The organism is Hymenobacter lucidus, assembly GCF_020447265.1.
Lineage (GTDB): Bacteria > Bacteroidota > Bacteroidia > Cytophagales > Hymenobacteraceae > Hymenobacter > Hymenobacter lucidus.
The window spans coordinates 693,516-713,909 of record NZ_JAJADR010000001.1 but is presented as its reverse complement, the minus strand read 5'-3'; the positions used below and the strand labels follow the sequence as shown (position 1 = coordinate 713,909).

Below are 20,394 nucleotides of genomic sequence, written 5' to 3'. Positions count from 1 at the left end.
CCGTTGTACTTCGAAACGTCATCGGCCACCCTTGGAAGAGTATCGGCCGCCTTAGAAACGTTGTAAGTCACCCTTGGAAGAGTATCGGCCGCCCTTGAAACGTTGTAGGACACCTTCGAAAGAGCATCGGCCACCCTTGAAACGATGTAGGACACCTTCGAAGCTCTATCGGACACCCTTGAAGCGTCGTAGGTCACCCTTGCAGGAGCATCGGACAGCTCTGGTCCGATTCCGTATTGTGCAACTGCTTCTACTGCTTATTCGAACACAATGCGCTGCGTAGCCATACCGGCACCGCGGAGCAAATATATTCCGGGCTTCAGCTGCTCGCGTCGAACTTGCTGCTCGCGCTGCTCCCAGCGGAAGCGGCGCACCACGCGGCCGGTAGCATCGAGCAATTCCAGAGTGCGGGGCTGAAAAGTGGTGCCGGCAGCGGCCGTGAGCTGCACGGCTTCGGTGGCGGGCAGTGGGTAGAGCTGCAGGGCGGTCAGCTCAGCGGCCGGGCGGGTGCCGGTGATGGTGCCGGGCTGGCGCAGCACGGGGCGCAGGAAGTCGCGCACGTAGCGGAAGGTGGTATCCATGTAGGCCTGGGCGCGGGCGGTGGTGCCGCTGTAGGGCACATGGCCCGCCCCTTTAAAGGTGTAGAGCGGGTTGGAAACACCCACGGCATCGGCGCGGAGCTTGATGGCGCCACTGCCGTATACGAGCTGGGCCGGCAGGCCGCTGCCCACGGTGCCTTTGCCGTAGGGCACGGTGCCATCGGCGGTGCCGTGCATGCTCACCAGCGGAATGTCGCCGGGTTCCACCCAGTTGGGCCGGCCCAAAGCCCCGCACAGGTTTACCACACCCCGTACAGCGCTGGAGTAGCCGGGGTTGCCGCTGTTGCCTTCCAGGCCGCCGAGCTGGGCAATTTCTAAATAGGCCGGCACTTCACTGTCTTTGTTCAGATAAGCCAACTGCAGGGCCATAAACGCGCCGGCCGAACTGCCGCTGGCGAAAATATAGCCGGGGTGAATCCGGTAAGTTTTGCTGGTGGCCGCATCCTGGCGGAAGAAGCGCACGGCGGCCCGCATATCCTGGGTAGCCCGAATGGCGGCCCGAGCAATATTCACGGTGTCGAAGGGGAAGAACAGCACGCGGTAGTCGATACTGGCTGTAACGTAGCCGAGACGGGCGTAGCGCTGGCACAGCTCGGTCACGTCCTGGTCGGTTTTGGAGCCCGACACGAAGCCGCCGCCGTGGGCAAACACCAGCAAGGGCCGGCGCCGCACGGTGTCGCCGGTGGGCTCGTAGATGTTCATGCGCAGCGTCTGGGTTGAGCCCGAATACGTAGTAGCCGAACCGAAAACGACGTCGGTGCGGGTAGTGATGGCCGGGAAAATGGGCTGATGGTAGCGGCCCCGGGTGGTGTCTATCAGGGCCTGGGCCCGGGCCAGCGGCATCGTCAGCACCGACGAGAGCAGCAGCAAGGCGAGGAAAAGTCTTTTCATGCGGATAGTTGATAAAGGCGAAGTGGTAGGACGAAGGTAAGGGGCGCAAGGTTGCTGGCGGCGCGGGAACGTCATGTCGACCATGCTGTTTTTACTTTCTAAAACAGCTTTGCGCTACACCCGCATTTGGCCTACCCGCTCCGGTTGCGTAGGTTTACCGGCTCCATCTGGACCCGCTATTTATGCCCGTTACTCCTCCCCTGCTCCGTGCCGGCGACCAGGTCGCTATTGTGGGCACTGCCCGCAAGGTTACGGCCGAAGAAATGGCTCCGGCCGTGGAAATCCTGACGCGCTGGGGCCTGCGAGTGGTTTTGGGCGAATCTATTACGGCCGAGCACCACCAGTTTGCCGGCTCCGACGAGCTGCGCCGCCGCGACTTCCAGCGGCAGCTTGATGCGCCCGAAATTCGGGCCATCATCTGCGCCCGGGGCGGCTACGGCACCACCCGCATCATCGACCAACTCGACTTCTCGGGCTTTGTGCAGCACCCCAAGTGGATTGCCGGCTTCAGCGACATTACGGCCCTGAACTGCCACTTGCTGCGCATGGGCTACGAAAGTATCCACGGAGTTATGGCCTTTATTTTCAACCAGACCGGCGGCGAAGACTCGTTGGAGAGTCTGCGCCGGGCGCTGTTCGGGGAGCCTATTGCCTACTCCGTGTCGGCTCACCCGCTCAACCGGCCCGGCACGGCCGCCGGCGAGCTGGTGGGCGGCAATCTGAGTTTGCTCCAGAACCTGACCGGCACCGCCTCCGACTGCCCTACCGATGGCCGCATCCTGTTTCTGGAAGACGTGGCCGAATACCTGATGAACGTGGACCGCATGATGGTGCACCTCGACCGGACCGGCAAGCTGCGCAACCTAGCCGGGCTGCTTGTGGGCCACTTCACCGACCCGCAAGACAACGCCATACCTTTCGGGCAGACGTCCTACGAAATCATTGCTAGTTACGCGGCCAAGTACCAGTTTCCGGTGGCCTACGGGTTTCCGGTGGGCCACGAACCCCGGAATATGGCTTTGATCTGTGGCCGAAACGCGCAGTTTTCCGTCACGGCGGCTGGCACTGAGCTGTCTTACCTCTAACTCCTGATTTCTTATGTCGATAGTCATCCGAGCACTTACTGCTACCGAAGCAGCGGCTAAAACCTCCGCTTTAACTGATTTATTCCAAGACGCGCTGGAATCGGGGGCCGCGCTGGGCTTTATGCTACCCGTGGCCCCCGGCGAGTTGCAGGCCTACTGGCAAGAGGTGGTACAGACACTGGCTGAAGGCAACCGGGTGTTGCTGGTGGCCGAAGCGGATGACCGGCTGCTGGGCACCGCGCAGCTGGACCTGGCCACGAAAAACAACGGCCTGCACCGGGCTGAAGTCTGCAAGGTGATGGTGCACCGCGACGCCCGGCGACAAGGCATCGGCCGCCGGCTGATGGAGGCTATTGACGACCACGCCCGCCAGCACCAGCGCACCACGCTCATCCTCGATACCCGCCAGCACGACCCCTCGGAGCAGCTCTACCAGGGCGCGGGCTACACGGTGGGCGGCGTCATCCCGGATTTCGCCCGCAGCACCTCCGGCGAGCTGCACGCCACGGTGATTTACTACAAGCTGCTGGGCTAAAAGAACGTCATGCTGAGCTTGCCGAAGCATCTCTACCGCAGTGGTAGACGACTGGCATTGCAACGAAGCAGTAGAGATGCTTCGACTTCGCTCAGCATGACGTTCTTTTAGTATAAAGACAGCAAAAAGGCCCGATAACTCGCGTTATCGGGCCTTTTTGCATTTACTGCCGGGCTGCTACTCGTTATAAATCGTCTGCAGCACGGTCTGGCCCACGGCTTTCAGGGTGCGCTTGTCGATGACGCTCATATTGTCCTGGGTAGTGTGGTGGTAGGCCGGGAAATAATCGTCGCCGACGGGTAGGTGGTCGATGATGTCGATGGTGCGGACGCCGGCCTGGTTGGTGTACACATGGTCGTCATCGATGCCGGGGCTGTCCTGAAACAGGAAGAAGTCGGAGTAGCCGAGCTGGGCGCCGGTGTTCCACACTTTGTCTACCACGTCGCGGGCGTACTGCCGGGACGTTTCCTCGCGACTGAACTTGGCATTTTTGGCACCTACCATATCCAGCAAAATGCCGTAGCTGGGCTTGTAGCCGGCCGGCACCAGGTTGCGCGACCAGTACTGGGAGCCCAGGCACCAGCTGTCCTTCCCCTGCAAGGCGAGCTGGTCTTTCAGGTCACCCTGCGTGGACGAGTCGTAGCCGTAATCCTCGGAATCGAAGAGGATGAAGTCGACGCCGACGCCGGGCTGCTGGGCGGCCGGCTGCTGGCTGAGCACCCGCGCCATTTCCAGGGCAATAGCCACGCCACTGGCGCCGTCGCTGGCCCCATCGAGCGGCGCGTTCTTCTTTTCCTTGTCCTTATCGGCAAACGGGCGGGTGTCCCAGTGGGCAAACACGGCAATGCGCCGGGCCGCCGTGGGCTGGAACTGCGCGATGATGTTGCGGGAGCGCAGCATCTTGCCATCGAAAGCCATAGCCTCGAACGGCTGCTCCTTTACCGTGAGGCCGTAGGCTTTAAACTGCTTCACCAGCCAGTCGCCGGTGGCAACGTGGGCCTTAGTGTTGGGTACGCGCGGCCCAAACGCCACCTGCTTAGCCGTGAATGCATAGGCCGAATCGGCGTTGAAGCTGGGCGCGGCCACGGTTTTGGTTGCTTCGGGGGCGGTAGTGGTTTCGGTGGCTTTGTTGTTGTCCGGGGTGCAGCTGGCTACCAACAAGCCGGCCGCCGCGGCCAGCGCCAGTCCAATTCGGTTATTCTTCATATGCCCAGTCAACACCGGTTTTTAAGTCTTTGATTACGATACCCTGGCCTTTCAGCGCCGCCCGGATCTGGTCGACCTTGTCGTAAGCCTTGGCCGTTTTGGCTTCCTGGTAAAAGCTCAGCGTGAGCTCCAGCAACTGCTCAGCGTTGGCCCGAGGCTCATCCACGAGGCCCAGCACTTGGGTTACCACGGTGCGGTAGGCCTCGGTAGCTTCCTCCAGCGCGGCTTCGCTCACGGCACTCAGGGTGGTGAGGTTAGCAAAAAAGCCGTTGAACTTGCGCACCAGATTAAATAGGCTGGCAATGGCGCGGGCCGTGTTCAAATCGTCGTTGAGGCCCACGAAGATATCGGCCACCAGCTTGCGCAGCTCGGCATCGGCGGCACTGGTGTCGGCGGCGCGCTCAGTGCCTTCGGGCAGCCGGAGCTTTTCCAGCAGACGCAGGCCGTTCATCAGCTTGCGGTAGCCTTTGCGGGCCGCCTGCATAGCCTCATCCGATACATCGACGGGGCTACGGTAGTGGGCCTGCAACAGGAAAAAGCGCACCACCATCGGCGAGTAGGCCTGGGTGAGCGTGGCGGTGGGTCCCTTGAACATGTCGCCGAGCAGCACGAAGTTGCCCAGGCTCTTGCTCATCTTGGTGCCGTCCACGGTTATCATGTTGTTGTGCACCCAGAAGCGCGACTCATCGGTGTGGGTGTGGCTACCCTGGCACTGCGCTATTTCGCACTCGTGGTGCGGAAACATCAGGTCCAGGCCGCCGCCGTGAATGTCGGAGAGGTTGCCGAGGTACTTGCGGCTCATGGCCGAGCACTCGAGGTGCCAGCCCGGGAAACCCTCGCCGGGTGCCTCGCCAAACGGCGAAGGCCAGCGCATGATGTGCTCGGGCGAAGCCTTTTTCCACAGGGCAAAATCCAGCGGACTGCGCTTTTCATCCTGCCCGGCCAGCGTGTCGCGGGTGCCAGCCAGCTGGTCGTCGATGCTGCGGTTGGAGAGCTTGCCGTACCGTTCCCGCTCGGCATTGTAGCGGGGCACGTCGAAGTACACGCTACCATTCACTTCGTACGCAAATCCATTGGCCATGATTTCCTCAATCATGCTGATCTGCTCGGTGATGTGGCCGCTGGCCTGGGGCTCAATATCGGGCGGCAGGCAGCCCAGGGCCAGCATATTCTGGCGGTAGAGGTTCACGAAGTGCTGGGCAATCTGCATGGGCTCCTGGCGCTGGGCGCGGGCGGCCTTGGCCATTTTGTCCTCACCTTCGTCGGCGTCACTTTCTAGGTGGCCCACGTCGGTTACGTTGCGCACGTAGCGCACGGTGTAGCCCAGGTGGCGCAGGTAGCGCGTCAGCACGTCGAATACCACCGGGCCGCGGGCGTTGCCCAGGTGGGCCTCGCTATACACGGTAGGGCCGCAGAGGTATACCCCCACGAAGGGCGAATTGACGGGCTCGAACTGGTCCTTGCGGCGGGTAAGGGTATTATAAAGGGAGAGCGGGTGCTGCATCTGGCAAAAGTAGAAAGTTTTGGCGGTCAGCCCGAGTTGAATTACCTGTGATTATCGGGCTGATTCCGGCCAGTAAACAAACGACGGCGCATCTGTTTGTCTGGCCACTGAATTTGAGAACTGCCAATAATCCGCCATAAGTCTCGGATTCAGTACAAGACAAGTACATAAACTCGCTTTGGCAGTACAAAAAGTTCATCTGCCGGTACAACGGGTTCCATTTCCAGTACAAGACTCAGTTGGCAGTTTTGGCAGCCGCTGCTGGTTTCACGCTGCTCAGCCAGTAAGTAGCTGAAGTCGGGAAATGGTCGGAGTAAGGAATTTCGTAGTGTACCCGGAAATCACCAACGAGCCACTGTGGGCTAGCAAACTGATTGTCGATGCGTACGAAGGGCAGGCGGCCGTTGTAGGTAGCACCCACGCCGGTGCCCACCGTGGCCCAGCCGTTCTGAAATCGGTCGGCCAGCTGGTCGTAGGCGTAGCTGTAGGGCACGTCGTTGAGGTCGGCACAGAGCAGCATGGGGTAGCGGCATCGTTCGAAGCGCTGCACCAGCGTATCGACCTGCACGCTGCGGGCCACCAGGCCGCGCTTGAAGCGGCGCATCAAACCCAGGCCCTTTTTCTTCAGCCCTTCCTTGCTCGAATAGCTGTCCACGATGTCCTTCTCATCCATGCTCATACTTTGCAGGTGGAAATTATACACGCGAATCGTGTCGCCGGCGGGCAAGCGCAGATCCACGAACATGGCGTGGTTCTGGGTGAGGCGGTCGAAAGAAATAGTGCCGCGCTTTACGATGGGGAAGCGGGAGAAAATGGCCATACCGAACTCGGAGCCGGCCCGATTGGTCAGGGTTTTCGACACGAAAGCCTCGCGCCCGGCCTGCCGCCCAATCTGCTCGACGCTCCGGAACACCTTGCCATCTGAAGTTTTGGCGGTAGCCGGCTCGTTGTAGAACTCCTGCAGGCACACGATATCAGCCGGATTTTCGGCCAACCACTGAATGAATTTGCGCGACGAGCCCAGGTCTTGGTCGCGCAGCTGCGGATACACGTTGAAGATGCGCACATTGGCACTGAGCAGCCGCACGGGCTGTCCGCTGGCTGCGGCAGTCGGCGACACGTGCAACGGATGCACCGCCAGTCCCCGCTGAAAGTGCGGCCAAGTCAGGAAAGCTACCAGCGCAGGCAGCGCCGCCACCCGCCAGTTGCGCAGCAGCCAGTAGCCTACAGCCGCCAGATTCAGGGCCAGGGCTGCCGGCAGCGTGAGGGCGGCAAAGGACGCGGGCCAGAACACGCGGGATGGAACCTGGACGCAGGCAATGGCCAGTAGCAGCCACGCGACAACCAGCAGAGTACATTTGAAGGCAAAGGAACGGCGCACAATCGAAAACCCTGAACGGGTAAAGCAAAGGTATAGCTTACGGCCAGACTGGCACGAAAGCTGCGCCAAAGCTGGAAAAGCACTGGCTTTTGCGCGTATCTTTCGGAATGCAATTTCTATCTATGTTTCGACTATCTACTCTTCCCGCTATACTGCTGTTGGCGGCCCTTACAATCAGCGGCCGGAGTGTGGCCCGCCCCGTGAATGAGGGTCCGGCCCGCACCCTGGAGTTCGTGGAAAACCAGGGCCAGTGGAACAGCCGGGTGCGCTACCAAGCCGAACTGCCCGGCGGCCGCCTCTACCTCGAAAACCGGGGCTTCACTTACACCTTTGCCGACCCCAAAACCCTGGCCCGGGAGCGGCACGAGCCCAACGCCCCCAGCCGGCTGCGGATGCACGCCTACTCGGTTACGTTTGAGGGCGGCAGCGCCAAACCCGGCTTTGCCGCTACGGAGGCCACTGCCGACCGGCGCAATTACTTTCTGGGCCACGACCCGCGCCACTGGGCCAGCAACGTGCGGGCTTTTCGGCAGGTGCGCTACGAGAATATCTACCCCGGCATCAGCGCCCAGCTCTACGAAAACCAGGGCGCCAACCTTGAATACGACTTTCTGCTGGCCGCCGGCGCCAAGCCCGGCAGCATCCGGCTGCGCTACACCGGGGCCGAAAAGCTGAGTTTGCACGATGGGCAGCTCCGCATTCAGACCTCGGTGGGTAGCATTACCGAGCAGGCACCCCAGGCCTGGCAGCAGCAGGGCGGCCAGCGCGTACCCATCAGTTGCGAGTACGTGCTGCAGGGCAATGTGGTGTCGTTTCGGCTGGGCAAGTACAACCCGCAGCAGCCGCTGGTTATTGACCCCACGGTACTGTTTTCCACCTTCACCGGCTCGGTGGCCGACAACTGGGGCTTCACGGCCACCTACGACCAGCAGGGCAACATGTACTCCGGTGGCATCGTGAAAAGCATGGGCTACCCTACCAGCACTGGCGCCTACGATGTTTCCTTCAACGGCCTATGGGATATTGGTATCATCAAATACAACACGGCTACGACCGGCACGGCCTCCCGCGTGTATGCTACCTACCTCGGCGGCGACTCTACCGAAGCGCCCCACAGCTTGGTGGTGAATGCCGCCGGCGAGCTGGTGATAATGGGCTCGACCAGCTCCCGCAACTACCCCGTCACGCAGGGCGCCTACGACGTCTCGTTTAATGGCGGCAACCGCATTTCCAACGTCAACGGCCTGCGCTATTCCAACGGCAGCGACCTGTTCATCAGCAAGCTCAACGCCAATGGCACCATCCTGACGGCCTCTACCTTTCTGGGCGGCAACGGCACCGATGGCCTGGTGCTGAATGGCTCGTCCCCCAGCTTATTGGCCCACAACTACGGCGACCAGTTCCGCGGCGACGTCATCACCGATGCCAGTGGCGACGTGTACCTGGCTTCGGTTACGAGCAGCACTAATTATCCCTTGGGCGCTACCACCATTATTCAGAACCGCAACGCCGGCGCTACCGATGCCGTGGTGAGCAAGCTCAGTGCCGACCTGAAATCGGTGATCTGGAGTACGTATCTGGGCGGAACGGGCTTCGACGCCGCCTACTCCATTCAGCTCGGTCCGGGGCGCGACGTGTACGTGAGCGGCGGCACCAACAGCACCAACTTTCCGGTGACGGCCGGCAGCTACAAAACCCAGCACGGCAGCAGCGACGCCGATGGCTTCGTGGCACACCTCAACAGCGCGGGCACCCGGCTCGAACAGGCAACCTACCTCGGCACGTCGGTGTATGACCAAGCCTATTTCGTGCAGCTTGATGCTGCTTCTAATGTGTATGTGCTCGGGCAAACCGATGGCAGCTATCCGCTCACCACGGGGCTGTATGCCACCGTAGCGGGCCGGCAGTTTATTCATAAACTCGACCCTACGCTCAGGCAAAGCCTGTATTCCACTCAGTTTGGCGGCACCAGCTTCAACTTCGACTCCAACCTTTCCCTCACCGCTTTCCTGGTTGATGAGTGTGAGCGGATCTACATCTGCGGCTGGGGTGGGGCCACCAATAATGGCTTTAGTGGGGGCACAACCTTGGGCCTGCCCGTTACGCCGGGCAGCCTTCAGGGCACTACCGACGGCTCCGACTTTTACATTGCGCAGTTTACGCCCGGCATGAAGGCCCTGGAGTATGCCACGTTTTTCGGCGAAAAGGGCGGCCGGGGCGAGCATGTCGATGGCGGCACCTCCCGCTTCGACAAGCGCGGGCTGGTATACCAATCCGTTTGCGGGGGCTGCGGCGGCACTTCCGGCTTTCCTACGCTGCCTACCGGCCGCTTCTCGGCCAGCAACAACAACGACAACTGCAACAACGCGGCATTCAAGATTGACTTTGGGGTGCGCCTAGCCGATGTGGGACCTAACCGCTACGTGTGCGCCAGCGCCGGGCCGGTAGTGCTCAGCGGCAACCCCAGCGGCGGCATCTGGACGGGCCCCGGCGTTACGGCTATAGGTACGGGCGGCTACCAGTTTACGCCTTCCGCGGCCCTCACCGGCGTCAATACCCTGACGTATTCGGTGGCCTCTACCGGCGTGTGCATCAGTACCCGCACGCTACGCATGACCGTGATGCCCGAAGTTACGCCCCTCTTTTCGCCCATTCCAGCACAGTGCGTGAGCAGCACCGTACCTGTTTCGCTCACGGCAGCGCCGGCGGGCGGCACATTCAGCGGGCCGGGCGTGAGCGGCACTACGTTCAATCCGGCCGTGGCAAAAGTCGGCACCCACACGCTCACTTATTCCTTTCCCAACGACACCATCCGCTGCGGCGCCATTACCCAAACGGTAGTTGTCAATCAGCTGCCCCCGGTAAGTGCCGGCCCCAACATCACCCGGTGCTCCTACGAGCTGGACCCGATACAGCTTACCGGGGCCACCCCGGCTGGTGGCACCTGGAGCGGCCCCGGCGTGACGCCCACCGGCCTCTTTACGCCTCCCAATACCAACAACCGCGGGGCTATTCTCACCCTGACGTATTCGGTTTCCAGCAATGGTTGCGTCAATAGCGCCACCCGTACCGTGGTGCTGGCTCCCGCGCCCCAAAGCAACGTTTCGCTGAACGTGCCCGCCTGCGAGGCCGCGCCGCAGTACTCGGGCCTGGCCCCCTTCACCTGCACGTTCGAGCCCATTTTGCCCGGCGGCGCCTACCTGTGGAGCTTCGGCGACAGTACCACCTCCACCGAGGCCAACCCCTCACACGTGTACCAAAAGGCCGGCGAGTATAAAGTGCAGCTTACCGCCTACTATTCCGACTGCGTGGTCGTTACGCAGTTTGCCCCGGTTTCCGTTGGCGACGTGTTCATTCCCAACATCATTACGCCCAACGACGACGACCGGCACCTGAATGAACGGTTTGTGCCGCGCTTCAGCTGCCAGCCCGCCTCCCTGCAGATTTTTAACCGCTGGGGCGCCAAGCTCTACGAAACCAGCGCCTACCGCAACGATTGGCGCGGCGAAAACCTACCCGACGGCGTGTACTATTACCTGCTGCGCGACCAGGCTGGCCGCACTGCCAAAGGCTGGGTAGAAATAAAGCGGTAGCCTTTCCCGGCCTGCTATTCACATTCCTTACTTCTTTATTGTTCAACTCCGCATTCTATGTGGCAAAAATCACTGTGCCTGGCGGCCCTTTTCAGTGCCTGCCCCTTGAGTAGCTACGCTCAATCGGTTTCGACACATCTTGCCAGCCTGGAGTTTGTTGAAAACCGCGGCCAGTGGCCAGCCCCGGTGCGCTACCAGGCTGATATTCCGGGCGGCAGGCTGTTTCTGGAGCCCGGCGGCCTCACCTACTCACTGCTGGCCGGCATACCGCATCACCGGCCGGCCGCCAACGATAAGCAGTCCGCCACTGGCGCCGTCAAAGCCCATAGCCTGCGGGTTTCGTTTGCCGGCGGCTCCCTCCAGCCTGCGCTAAAGGCCGAGACCCAAACTGCCGAAGTCCGCAACTACCTGCGCGGCAACGACCCCAGCGGCTGGGCCAGCAACGTGCCCGGTTTCCGGGAGGTGCGCTACGCGGATATCTGGCCCGGTATCGGGGCGCACTTCTACGAAAACCAACAGCAGCAGCTCGAATACGATTTTGAGCTGGCCGCCGAAGCCCGGCCCGAGGCTATTGTCCTGCGCTACAACGGCGCCGACGCGCTGGCCCTGACCGCCGAGGGTAGTCTGGAAGTGCGCACCTCGGTGGGAGTACTGCGCGAGCTGGCACCGCAGGCCTGGCAGACCGACGCTAACGGCAAACGCCGCCCCATACCCTGCGCCTATGTGCTGCAGGGCAATGTGGTATCGTTCCGGCTGGGCTCCTACGACCAGCACCGGCCGCTGACTATTGACCCGACTGTCGTTTTTTCCAGCTACACCGGCTCTACTGCCGACAACTGGGGCTTCACGGCCACCTACGACCCGGAAGGCAATATGTACTCCGGCGGCATTGTCTACGGGGCTGGCTACCCTACTACCGTGGGGGCATTTTCGGCCGCTATTGGGGGACTCATCGATATTGGCCTCATCAAGTACAAGACTTCAGCCAACGGCCCGGCGGCCCGGGTATGGGCTACTTACCTGGGCGGTACTCAGGCCGATTTTCCCCACAGCTTAGTCGTAGGCAGCCGCGGCGAGCTGTTCTTGCTGGGCACTACCTCCTCCGTCGACTACCCAACGTCGGCCCTGGCCTACGACCGCACCTACAACGGCGGCACGGGCATCGACCCGTTTGGCTACGGCCCAACCAACTTTCTTTCCGGCTCCGATATCGTGGTGACGCGCCTGGCCGCCGACGGCAGCCGGCTGGTTGGCTCCACCTATCTGGGTGGCAGCGGCAATGATGGCATGCTGCCCGCAGGCGCCAGCCCACTGCTGCATAACTATGGTGATGGTTTCCGGGGAGATATTCTGCTGGATGCCGACGATAATATTTACCTGGCTTCCAATACCACTTCTACCAACTTTCCGAACGTCAACGGATTGGGCGGCACCTACCGGGGCGGCACCCACGATGCAGTGGTTTGCAAGCTCGATGCCACGGCCAGCTCCTTGCTCTGGAGCAGCTTTGTGGGCGGCACCGGGGCCGATGCGGCTTACTCCTTGCAGCTCGCTGCCAACGGCAGCGTGTACGTGAGCGGCGGCACCACCAGTCCCAACTTCCCGGCCACGCCCGATGCCCTTCACCCCACGGCCCGGGGCTCGGTCGATGGCTTCGTGGCCCGCCTCAGCAGCGCCGGCAACGTGCTCCAGAAAGCCACTTACCTGGGCACCAGCCTCTACGACCAAGCCTATTTTCTGCAGCTCGATGGCAGCGGGGCTGTATATGTGCTGGGCCAATCGGCGGGCAGCTACCCCGTCACGGCCGGGCGCTACCAGAATGCGGGCAGCAAGCAGTTTATCCACAAGCTCAACGCCGACCTGACGGCCACGGAGTTTTCTACGGTATTCGGCAGTAGCCGCGGCACTATTGACATTTCTCCCACCGCCTTTCTGGTTGATCAGTGCAACCGCATCTACCTCAGTGGCTGGGGCGGCGGGGAGAATAACATCTTTCCTTTCACCAATGGCACCACCTTTAATATGCCTACCACGGCCAATGCCGTGCAGCGCACCACCGACGGAGCCGACTTCTACCTGATGCAGCTGGCTCCCGACGCCACCCGCCTCGATTATGCCACGTTTTTTGGCCAGAGTGGCGACTTCGGCGACCATGTCGATGGCGGCACGTCCCGCTTCGATCCGCGCGGCTTCGTCTACCAAGCCGTCTGCTCCTGTAATTATATGGGTAGTGGTGGCTTCCCGGTACCGCCCGGGGCCAACACGTACGCGACCCGAATAGGTATAGCACCCGGCTGCAACAACGCGGCCTTCAAATTTAACTTCGAAACCGTGAACGTGGTAGCGGGCAACGACCAAGTCGTGTGCGTAGCCGCCGCGGCGCAGCCTCTCGCCGGCTCGCCGGCCGGGGGCGTCTGGACGGGCCCCGGCGTATCGGGCTCCGTAGCTACGGGCTTTGTTTTCACCCCCACTCAGGCCCTACTCGGCCTGAATACGCTGACCTATACCGTAACAGGCACCGGGCCCTGCGGGGGCGTGGCCACGCTGCGTCTCACGGTAGTCACTTCTCCGCCACCAGCGACTTTCAACGCGTCTGTTCCGTCTTCTTTCTGCTTGGGCACTACTTCAGTTCCTACGGTTCCACTCTCCGCTACGCCGGCCGGGGGCACCTTTTCGGGGCCGGGCGTTATCAACAATTTTTTCAATCCGAACGTGGCCGGCCCCGGCACGCATACGCTGGTATACAATGTGGTTACCGGCGGCTGTATCCTGCAGGCCAGCCGAACGGTAACCGTTATTCGGGCCTCGGCTGGCAGTAGCAACCTTACTACTTGTTCTAATGCTGCGCCAACCGCTCTCAAGGGTGGCTTGCCGGCGGGTGGCACCTGGAGTGGGCCTGGCGTGTCGGGGTCGGTGGCGGCGGGTTTTGTGTTTACCCCCACAGCTGCACTGGTTGGCTCTCGCTTCATTACTTATACCGTGACGGGCGCGGAAGGGTGCACCAGTACCGCGTCGCTGTTCGTTACGGTACAGCAGGGCAACACTTTTACCCCACCCGTTTTGCCCACTTACTGCACCAGCACCACTACGCCCACTGCCCTGCCGACCGGCGCCATTTGGAGTGGCCCAGGTGTGCAGTCAGGCTTCCAGAGCTACACTTTTACTCCTTATTTGGCGGGTGCCGGCACATTCCTGCTCAACTACCGCACCGGTTACGGCCTCTGTGATGCTACGGGCACTGTATCTGTCACCGTCGCCGCGCCGGCTCCCATCAGTACGCCCGCCGATACGCTGCTGTGCCCGGGCTCGACGCAGCCATTCCGGCTGCGGGCTTCTCCGGCCGGCGGTGTCTGGTCGGGGCCCAACGTCAGCAGTGCGGGCATATTTACGCCGCCGGCCAATTTCACCGGCTCGGCCCGGCTTACCTATACCGTTGTCAATGGCCCGTGCACCAGCACTGCTACCCGACAGGTAACGGTGGCTGCTGCTCCACTCTATGCCGCTACCTGGACAGCCGAGTTGTGCGCCGAAACCCGGCAGGCTCCGCTCACCGTCCGTTTTGCCGATCCGCTCAACAATTTCTCCGGCGTCCGTTGGGACTTTGGCGATGGTAGCCAGGGCACGGGCAATAACACCACCCACGTTTACCAGCAGCCCGGCCGCTACACGCCCCGCATCATCCGCTCTTATAATAACGGGTTGTGCAGTGTGCAACTGAGCCTACCGGAAATTGAGGTGCAGCCCGGCCACGAGATACCCAACATCATCACGCCCAACGCCGACTACAAAAACGACTACTTCGTGGCTACCAACGGCTGTCCGGCCCGGCTCCAGATATTCTCGCGCTGGGGCACCAAAGTATACGAAGCCGCCAGCTACCGCAACGACTGGGGCGGCGAGAACTTGCCCAACGGTGTGTATTACTACCGCCTGGAACAGACTGATGGTGTCATCATCAAAGGCTGGGTGGAAATCAACCGCTGATGCCCATTGAAATACATGATTATCACAGCCCTGGCGGGACGCAGTCGTACCTGGTCCGGAAATTTGCGTTTTCCCGCGCCCTCCCGGCACACCTCGGCGGCTGGCTTGCTTTCAGCATTTTTTCGCCGTATCTTTGCACCAGCAAACTGACTATGAAGAGGGGACACACAGTCCCCTCTTTCTTTTGTCCCCCAGTCCATCCGATGAAATTTGACCGCGACCAAATTGCCGAAATGCTCCAGGATAGCCTTCCCGGCCCCGAGCTGTTCGTCGTCGCCCTGACCGTTTCCGACGCCATCCGGCCCAAGATTACGGTCATTCTCGACAGCGAGCAGGGCTTCGGTATTGATGAGTGCGCCAAGGTAAGCCGGCGGTTGGCCCGTCGTATGGATGAAACCTACGGCGAAGAAGCCAGCTACACCCTGGAAGTTACCTCGCCCGGGGCCGACCAGCCCTTCGTCGACCAGCGCCAGTACACCCGCCACGTGGGCCGTACCCTGAGCCTGAAGCTGCAGGATGGCACCGAGAAAACCGGTCTGTTTGAAGCCGTGGAGGCTGAAGGCATTCAGCTGGCGGAAGAAATCAAGGAGAAAAACAAAAAGAAAGTATTGCCCGTGGCCTTCGTGCCCTTCACCGACATCAAGGAAGCCCGGGTCGTCATTTCTTTCAAATAATAAGCTGTTAGTCACCGGCTTCGGCTGCTGACTTTCGTTCAGAATTTAATCTTAACCGTAAGCGGTTCGTTCCCGGCCCTGACCACCCTCACCCGCAACACCACCCGCTACTAGCTCAACCCCATGAACAGCAACGTCCTGATAGAATCGTTCGCCGAGTTCGCCCGCTCCAAGAACATCGACCGTCCCACGATGATGAGTATCCTCGAGGACGTGTTTCGCACGATGATCCGGAAGAAATACACCACCGATGAGAACTTCGACGTAATTCTCAACGTGGACAAAGGCGACCTGGAAATCTGGCGCAACCGCGAAATCGTGGATGATGACTCCGAAGACATCTGGGATTTCGACAAGATTCCACTGGCCGAGGCCCAGAAAATCGAGGCCGACTTTGAAGTAGGTGAGCAGGTAGCTGAAGAAGTAAAGCTCGAGGATTTCGGCCGTCGCGCCGTGCTCATGGCCCGCCAAACGCTGATTCAGCGCGTGAAGGACCTGGAGCGCGACAACCTCTACCAGCAGTACAAAGATCAGGTAGGCGAAATCGTGACCGGGGAAGTGTACCAGGTGTGGAGCCGCGAGGCGTTGATTCTGGACAAGGAAGAAAACGAACTGGTGCTGCCCAAAGGCGAGCAGATTCCGAAGGACCGCTACCGCAAGGGCGACACCGTGCGGGCCGTAGTGCACCGCGTTGAAATCATCAACGGGACGCCCAAAATCATCCTTTCGCGCGCTGCCCCGGCTTTCCTGGAGCGGTTGTTCGAGTTGGAAGTGCCCGAAATCTACGATGGCCTCATCACCATCAAGAACATTGTGCGTGAGCCCGGCGAGCGGGCCAAAGTAGCCGTCGAAAGCTACGACGACCGGATTGACCCCGTGGGTGCCTGCGTGGGCATGAAAGGCTCGCGGATTCACGCCGTAGTGCGGGAACTGGAAAACGAGAACATCGACGTTATCAACTACACCGATAACCTTGAGCTGTATATCCAGCGGGCCTTGTCGCCGGCCAAGATTGGCTCAATGCGCATCAATGAACAAACCGGCCGGGTTTCGGTGTTCTTGAAGCCGGACCAAGTTAGTTTGGCCATCGGCCGGGGCGGCGCCAACATCAAGCTGGCCTCGCGGTTGGTAGGTATGGAAATCGACGTATTCCGGGAAGCCGGTGATTATGACGAAGATATTGCCCTCGACGAGTTCAAGGACGAAATCGAAGGCTGGGTTATCGATGAGCTTAAGAAAATCGGCCTCGACACCGGCCGGGCCGTATTGGCCGTTAGTAAAGAAGATATCGTGCGGCGCACGGAGCTGGAAGATGTAACTGTAGAGGACGTTTTCCGCATCATCCGCAACGAATTCGACGACAACGAAGACCAGACCGAAACAGAAGAAGAAGCACCAAACTCCGGCGACGCGCAATGAATGCGCGGCGGCCGGTACAGCAAGGACGTTAAATCAAGCCAGTTGGCTGATTTGACGTCGGCTGGCAAGATTTAATGTAGTACCTTTGCATCTGAATACGAGTATCGTTCGCGAGCATAGAATGGCGGAAGCAGCACCTAAACGGCTCCAGCAGGCAGCCAAAGACCTGAATATTGGAATGGGCACAGTCGTCGAGACTTTGGCCAAGAAAGGACATCAGGTAGAAAATAAACCTACCACGAAGCTGACTGCCGAACAGGTAGGCTTGCTGGAGAAGGAGTTTGCGTCCTCGGCGCAAGACAAAATGGAGGCTACCAAGCTCAGTCAGGCCAAGCGCCAGACCGAGCAGGAAGCCGCGCCAGCTCCCCGGCCCGAACCTGTGGTGCCCAAGGCGGCGAGCCCCGCCGTGCCCACTCCGGCCCCGGCGCCCAAGCCCGCTGAGGAAGCCAAGCCTGCTGCTCCCGCGCCAGCACCTCAGCCCGTTCCGGTTGCTGAGGTGAAGCCTGTTGCTCCAGTTTCGGCCCCGGCTCCAGTGGCAGCCGCTCCCGCTGAAACGGAAGCACCCAAAGTGCCCGGCCTGAAAGTATTGGGTAAAATCGAGCTGGACTCGAAAAACCGCCCAATGCCGGCGCGCCCTGTTGCGGCAACACCACAGCCTGCTCCTACACCGGCAGCAGCTCCGGTTGCTCCCGCTGCCCCCGAGCCTGCTCCAGTAGTGGAAGTGAAGCCCGCGGCCCCGGCTCCCCAGCCTGCCCCGGTTGCCGAAGCCAAACCGGAGCCCAAAGTGGAAGCGGCTCCTGCACCCCAGCCTGCTCCAACGCCAGCACCTCCGGTTGCTGCTCTAGAGCCTGTGGCAGCAGCCCCGGTAACACCCGCTGCTCCCGTAGCACAACCCGCACCGGTTGCTGCTGCTCCCGCAGCGGAGCCAGCCGCAGCCGAGCAGCCAACGGAAGAGGCCGGCACCATCGTTGCCAAAGCCGACCAGCTCAAAGGTCTGACCGTACTCGGCAAGATTGAGCTGCCCCTTGACTCTTCGCGCCGTGGTGGTCGTAACGCCCGCCCGGTAGCCTCGTCCGATGTGCGCAAGAGTGGCCTCGGCACCGACAATAAAAAGAAGCGGGCCCGCATGCCGGCTCCCGGTGCTCCTACTACCGGCACTGCCGGCGGCCAAGGCACCAATACCGGCCAAGGTGGCGGCTACCAGGGCAACCGCCCGGCGGGTGGCCCCGGCCAGCGCCCCGGTGGTCCAGGTCAGCGGCCCGGTGGCCCTGGTCAACGCCCCGGTGGCCCCGGTCAGAATGCCCCGCGCCCGGCGGCTGTGGCCAACACGCCCGAGCAGAACGACAAACAGATTCAGGAGCAGATCAAGGCTACGCTGGCTAAACTCAGCGGTGGCCGTGGTGGCAACCAGAACAACCGGGCCAAGTACCGCCGCGACAAGCGGGCCGGTGGCGCAGAGGACCGTGAGGCCCAGCGCGCTCAGAACGAACTGGACGCCAAGACGCTCAAAGTAACCGAGTTCATCTCCGCCAATGACCTGGCTTCACTGATGGACGTATCGGTGAATGAGGTAATCAAAGTGTGCCTGAACATGGGCATGTTCGTTTCCATCAACCAGCGCCTCGACGCGGAAGCCATTACGGTTGTAGCCGATGAATTCGGCTACGACGTAGAGTTCCTGTCGGCGGAGGAAGAGGAAAGCGACACGACTTTCGAAGACAACCCCGAGGACCTGCTGCCGCGTGCTCCTATCGTGACCATCATGGGCCACGTCGACCACGGCAAAACCTCGCTGCTTGACTATATCCGGAATGCCAGCGTGGCCAAAGGCGAAGCCGGCGGTATCACGCAGCACATCGGGGCCTACGACGTAATGACCAAATCGGGCAAGCGCGTTACCTTCCTCGATACGCCGGGTCACGAAGCCTTTACAGCTATGCGTGCCCGGGGTGCCAAGGTAACGGACATTGCCATCATCGTGGTAGCTGCCGACGACTCGGTAATGCCCCAGACGCGGGAAGCCATTAACCACGCACAAGCGGCGGGTGTACCCATCGTTATTGCGATGAACAAGATTGATAAGCCCGGTGCCAACTCGGAGAAAATCCGGGAGGAACTGTCGCAGATGAACATTCTGGTCGAAGACTGGGGTGGTAAGTATCAGTCGCAGGAAGTATCGGCTAAAACCGGTCTAGGTATCGACGACCTGCTGGAAAAGGTATTGCTGGAAGCCGAACTGCTCGAGCTGACGGCCAACCCGGACCGCAACGCGGTAGGTACCGTTATCGAAGCCATGCTGGACAAAGGCCGCGGCTACGTAACCACCGTGCTGGTGCAAACCGGTACGCTGAAGGTCGGTGACATCGTGCTGGCTGGTCCGCACTACGGCCGCGTGAAGGCCATGACCGACCACCGCGGCAAAAAGATGAAGCAGGCTGGTCCGGCCACGCCGGTACAGGTGCTTGGCTTGACCGGTGCTCCGCAGGCAGGTGACAAGATTCAGGTGATGGAAACCGAGCGGGAAGCCCGGGAACTGGCTACCCAGCGTCAGCAGCTCTCGCGTGAGCAGAGCATGCGCACCAAGAAGCACATTACCCTGGATGAGATTGGTCGCCGTCTGGCAATCGGCTCGTTCAAGGAGCTCAACGTTATTGTAAAAGGTGACGTGGACGGCTCGGTAGAAGCCCTTTCCGACTCGCTGCTGAAGCTTTCGACGCCGGAAGTGAAGGTGAATATCCTCTCGAAAGGCGTGGGTGCTATCTCCGAATCGGATGTGTTGCTGGCTTCGGCTTCCGACGCCATCATCATTGGTTTCCAAGTTCGGCCCTCGCAGAGTGCCCGCAAGCTGGCCGACAACGAGCAGATCGATATTCGCCTCTACTCTATCATCTACAACGCCATCAACGAGGTGAAGGATGCTATGGAAGGCATGCTGGCCCCAACGGTGCAGGAAGTAGTGGTAGCCAATGCCGAGGTGCGGCAGGTGTTCAACATTACCAAGGTGGGCACGATTGCCGGCTGTATGGTAACGGAAGGCTCCTTTACCCGCAACACCAAGGTGCGCTTAGTGCGCGACGGTATCGTGGTACACTCTGGCGACATCTCGGCGCTGAAGCGTTACAAAGACGATGTGTCGGAAGTACGTCAAGGCTACGAGTGCGGTATTTCGATCAAAGGCTTCAATGATCTGCGCGAAGGCGACAACATTGAGGGCTTCGAAGAGAAAGAAGTTAAGCGGACGCTGTAAGCAGCAAAAGCGAATACATACAAAACGCCCCGGCTGGAAGCAGCCGGGGCGTTTTGCGTTTGGCCGGTTCGGTGGGTAGTGCCCTTGCAGAATAAGAATACAATCCAAGAAAAGGTACAATGACGGGGGCAACCAGGCAAACACTTTTGATAATTCGGAACAGCGGGCAGCCGGGCATAGCGCTTCAGCGGATGTGAGCATTCATCTTTTTCACCCTTTGTGCGGCAGAAAGTAGCTCAGCAGAAAAGGTCGCACAGCGCCTCACATCATCATGTT

The 20,394-nt window shown here is 60.7% G+C and carries 11 protein-coding genes; 7 read left to right on the top strand and 4 right to left on the bottom strand.

Features of this window, described 5'->3' with window-relative positions; translation table 11 throughout:
- Positions 1–257 precede the first annotated feature (257 nt).
- Complete coding sequence (locus tag LGH74_RS02965; protein WP_226171689.1) at positions 258–1,490, bottom strand: alpha/beta hydrolase fold domain-containing protein; 1,233 nt, start codon at positions 1,488–1,490, stop codon at positions 258–260.
- Positions 1,491–1,672: 182 nt separating this feature from the next.
- Here LGH74_RS02965 and LGH74_RS02960 point away from each other — a divergent pair, with 182 nt between their 5' ends.
- Both LGH74_RS02960 and LGH74_RS02955 read left to right on the top strand, forming a co-directional pair.
- On the top strand, positions 1,673–2,575 hold the full coding sequence (locus LGH74_RS02960) for a S66 peptidase family protein (RefSeq protein WP_226171685.1): 903 nt from the start codon (positions 1,673–1,675) through the stop codon (positions 2,573–2,575).
- 13 nt (positions 2,576–2,588) lie between these two features.
- Positions 2,589–3,110 (top strand): GNAT family N-acetyltransferase, encoded by a 522-nt coding sequence (locus LGH74_RS02955; protein ID WP_226171682.1) that lies wholly within the window; start codon positions 2,589–2,591, stop codon positions 3,108–3,110.
- 177 nt (positions 3,111–3,287) lie between these two features.
- Here LGH74_RS02955 and LGH74_RS02950 read toward each other — a convergent pair whose 3' ends face one another.
- The 3 genes from LGH74_RS02950 to LGH74_RS02940 form a co-directional block, all read right to left on the bottom strand.
- A complete protein-coding gene (locus tag LGH74_RS02950; protein ID WP_226171680.1) occupies positions 3,288–4,316 on the bottom strand; it encodes a M28 family peptidase in 1,029 nt (342 codons plus the stop codon).
- A complete protein-coding gene (gene cysS, locus LGH74_RS02945) occupies positions 4,306–5,820 on the bottom strand; it encodes a cysteine--tRNA ligase (RefSeq protein ID WP_226171677.1) in 1,515 nt (504 codons plus the stop codon). The genes LGH74_RS02950 and cysS overlap by 11 nt, the downstream gene beginning before the upstream one ends.
- Before the next feature lie 235 nt (positions 5,821–6,055).
- Positions 6,056–7,201, bottom strand: a complete 1,146-nt coding sequence (locus tag LGH74_RS02940; RefSeq protein WP_226171674.1) for an endonuclease/exonuclease/phosphatase family protein — start codon at positions 7,199–7,201, stop codon at positions 6,056–6,058.
- Positions 7,202–7,323: 122 nt separating this feature from the next.
- Here LGH74_RS02940 and LGH74_RS02935 point away from each other — a divergent pair, with 122 nt between their 5' ends.
- From LGH74_RS02935 to infB, 5 genes are all read left to right on the top strand, one after another.
- A complete protein-coding gene (locus LGH74_RS02935) occupies positions 7,324–10,794 on the top strand; it encodes a DUF7948 domain-containing protein (RefSeq protein ID WP_226171671.1) in 3,471 nt (1,156 codons plus the stop codon).
- Positions 10,795–10,851: 57 nt separating this feature from the next.
- Positions 10,852–14,778, top strand: a complete 3,927-nt coding sequence (locus tag LGH74_RS02930; protein ID WP_226171667.1) for a DUF7948 domain-containing protein — start codon at positions 10,852–10,854, stop codon at positions 14,776–14,778.
- 203 nt (positions 14,779–14,981) lie between these two features.
- Positions 14,982–15,452, top strand: coding sequence for a ribosome maturation factor RimP (rimP, locus tag LGH74_RS02925; RefSeq protein WP_226171664.1), 471 nt, complete (start codon positions 14,982–14,984; stop codon positions 15,450–15,452).
- Positions 15,453–15,575: 123 nt separating this feature from the next.
- Positions 15,576–16,871, top strand: a complete 1,296-nt coding sequence (gene nusA / locus LGH74_RS02920; RefSeq protein ID WP_226171661.1) for a transcription termination factor NusA — start codon at positions 15,576–15,578, stop codon at positions 16,869–16,871.
- A gap of 121 nt (positions 16,872–16,992) precedes the next feature.
- On the top strand, positions 16,993–20,118 hold the full coding sequence (infB, locus tag LGH74_RS02915; protein ID WP_226171658.1) for a translation initiation factor IF-2: 3,126 nt from the start codon (positions 16,993–16,995) through the stop codon (positions 20,116–20,118).
- Positions 20,119–20,394 lie beyond the last annotated feature (276 nt).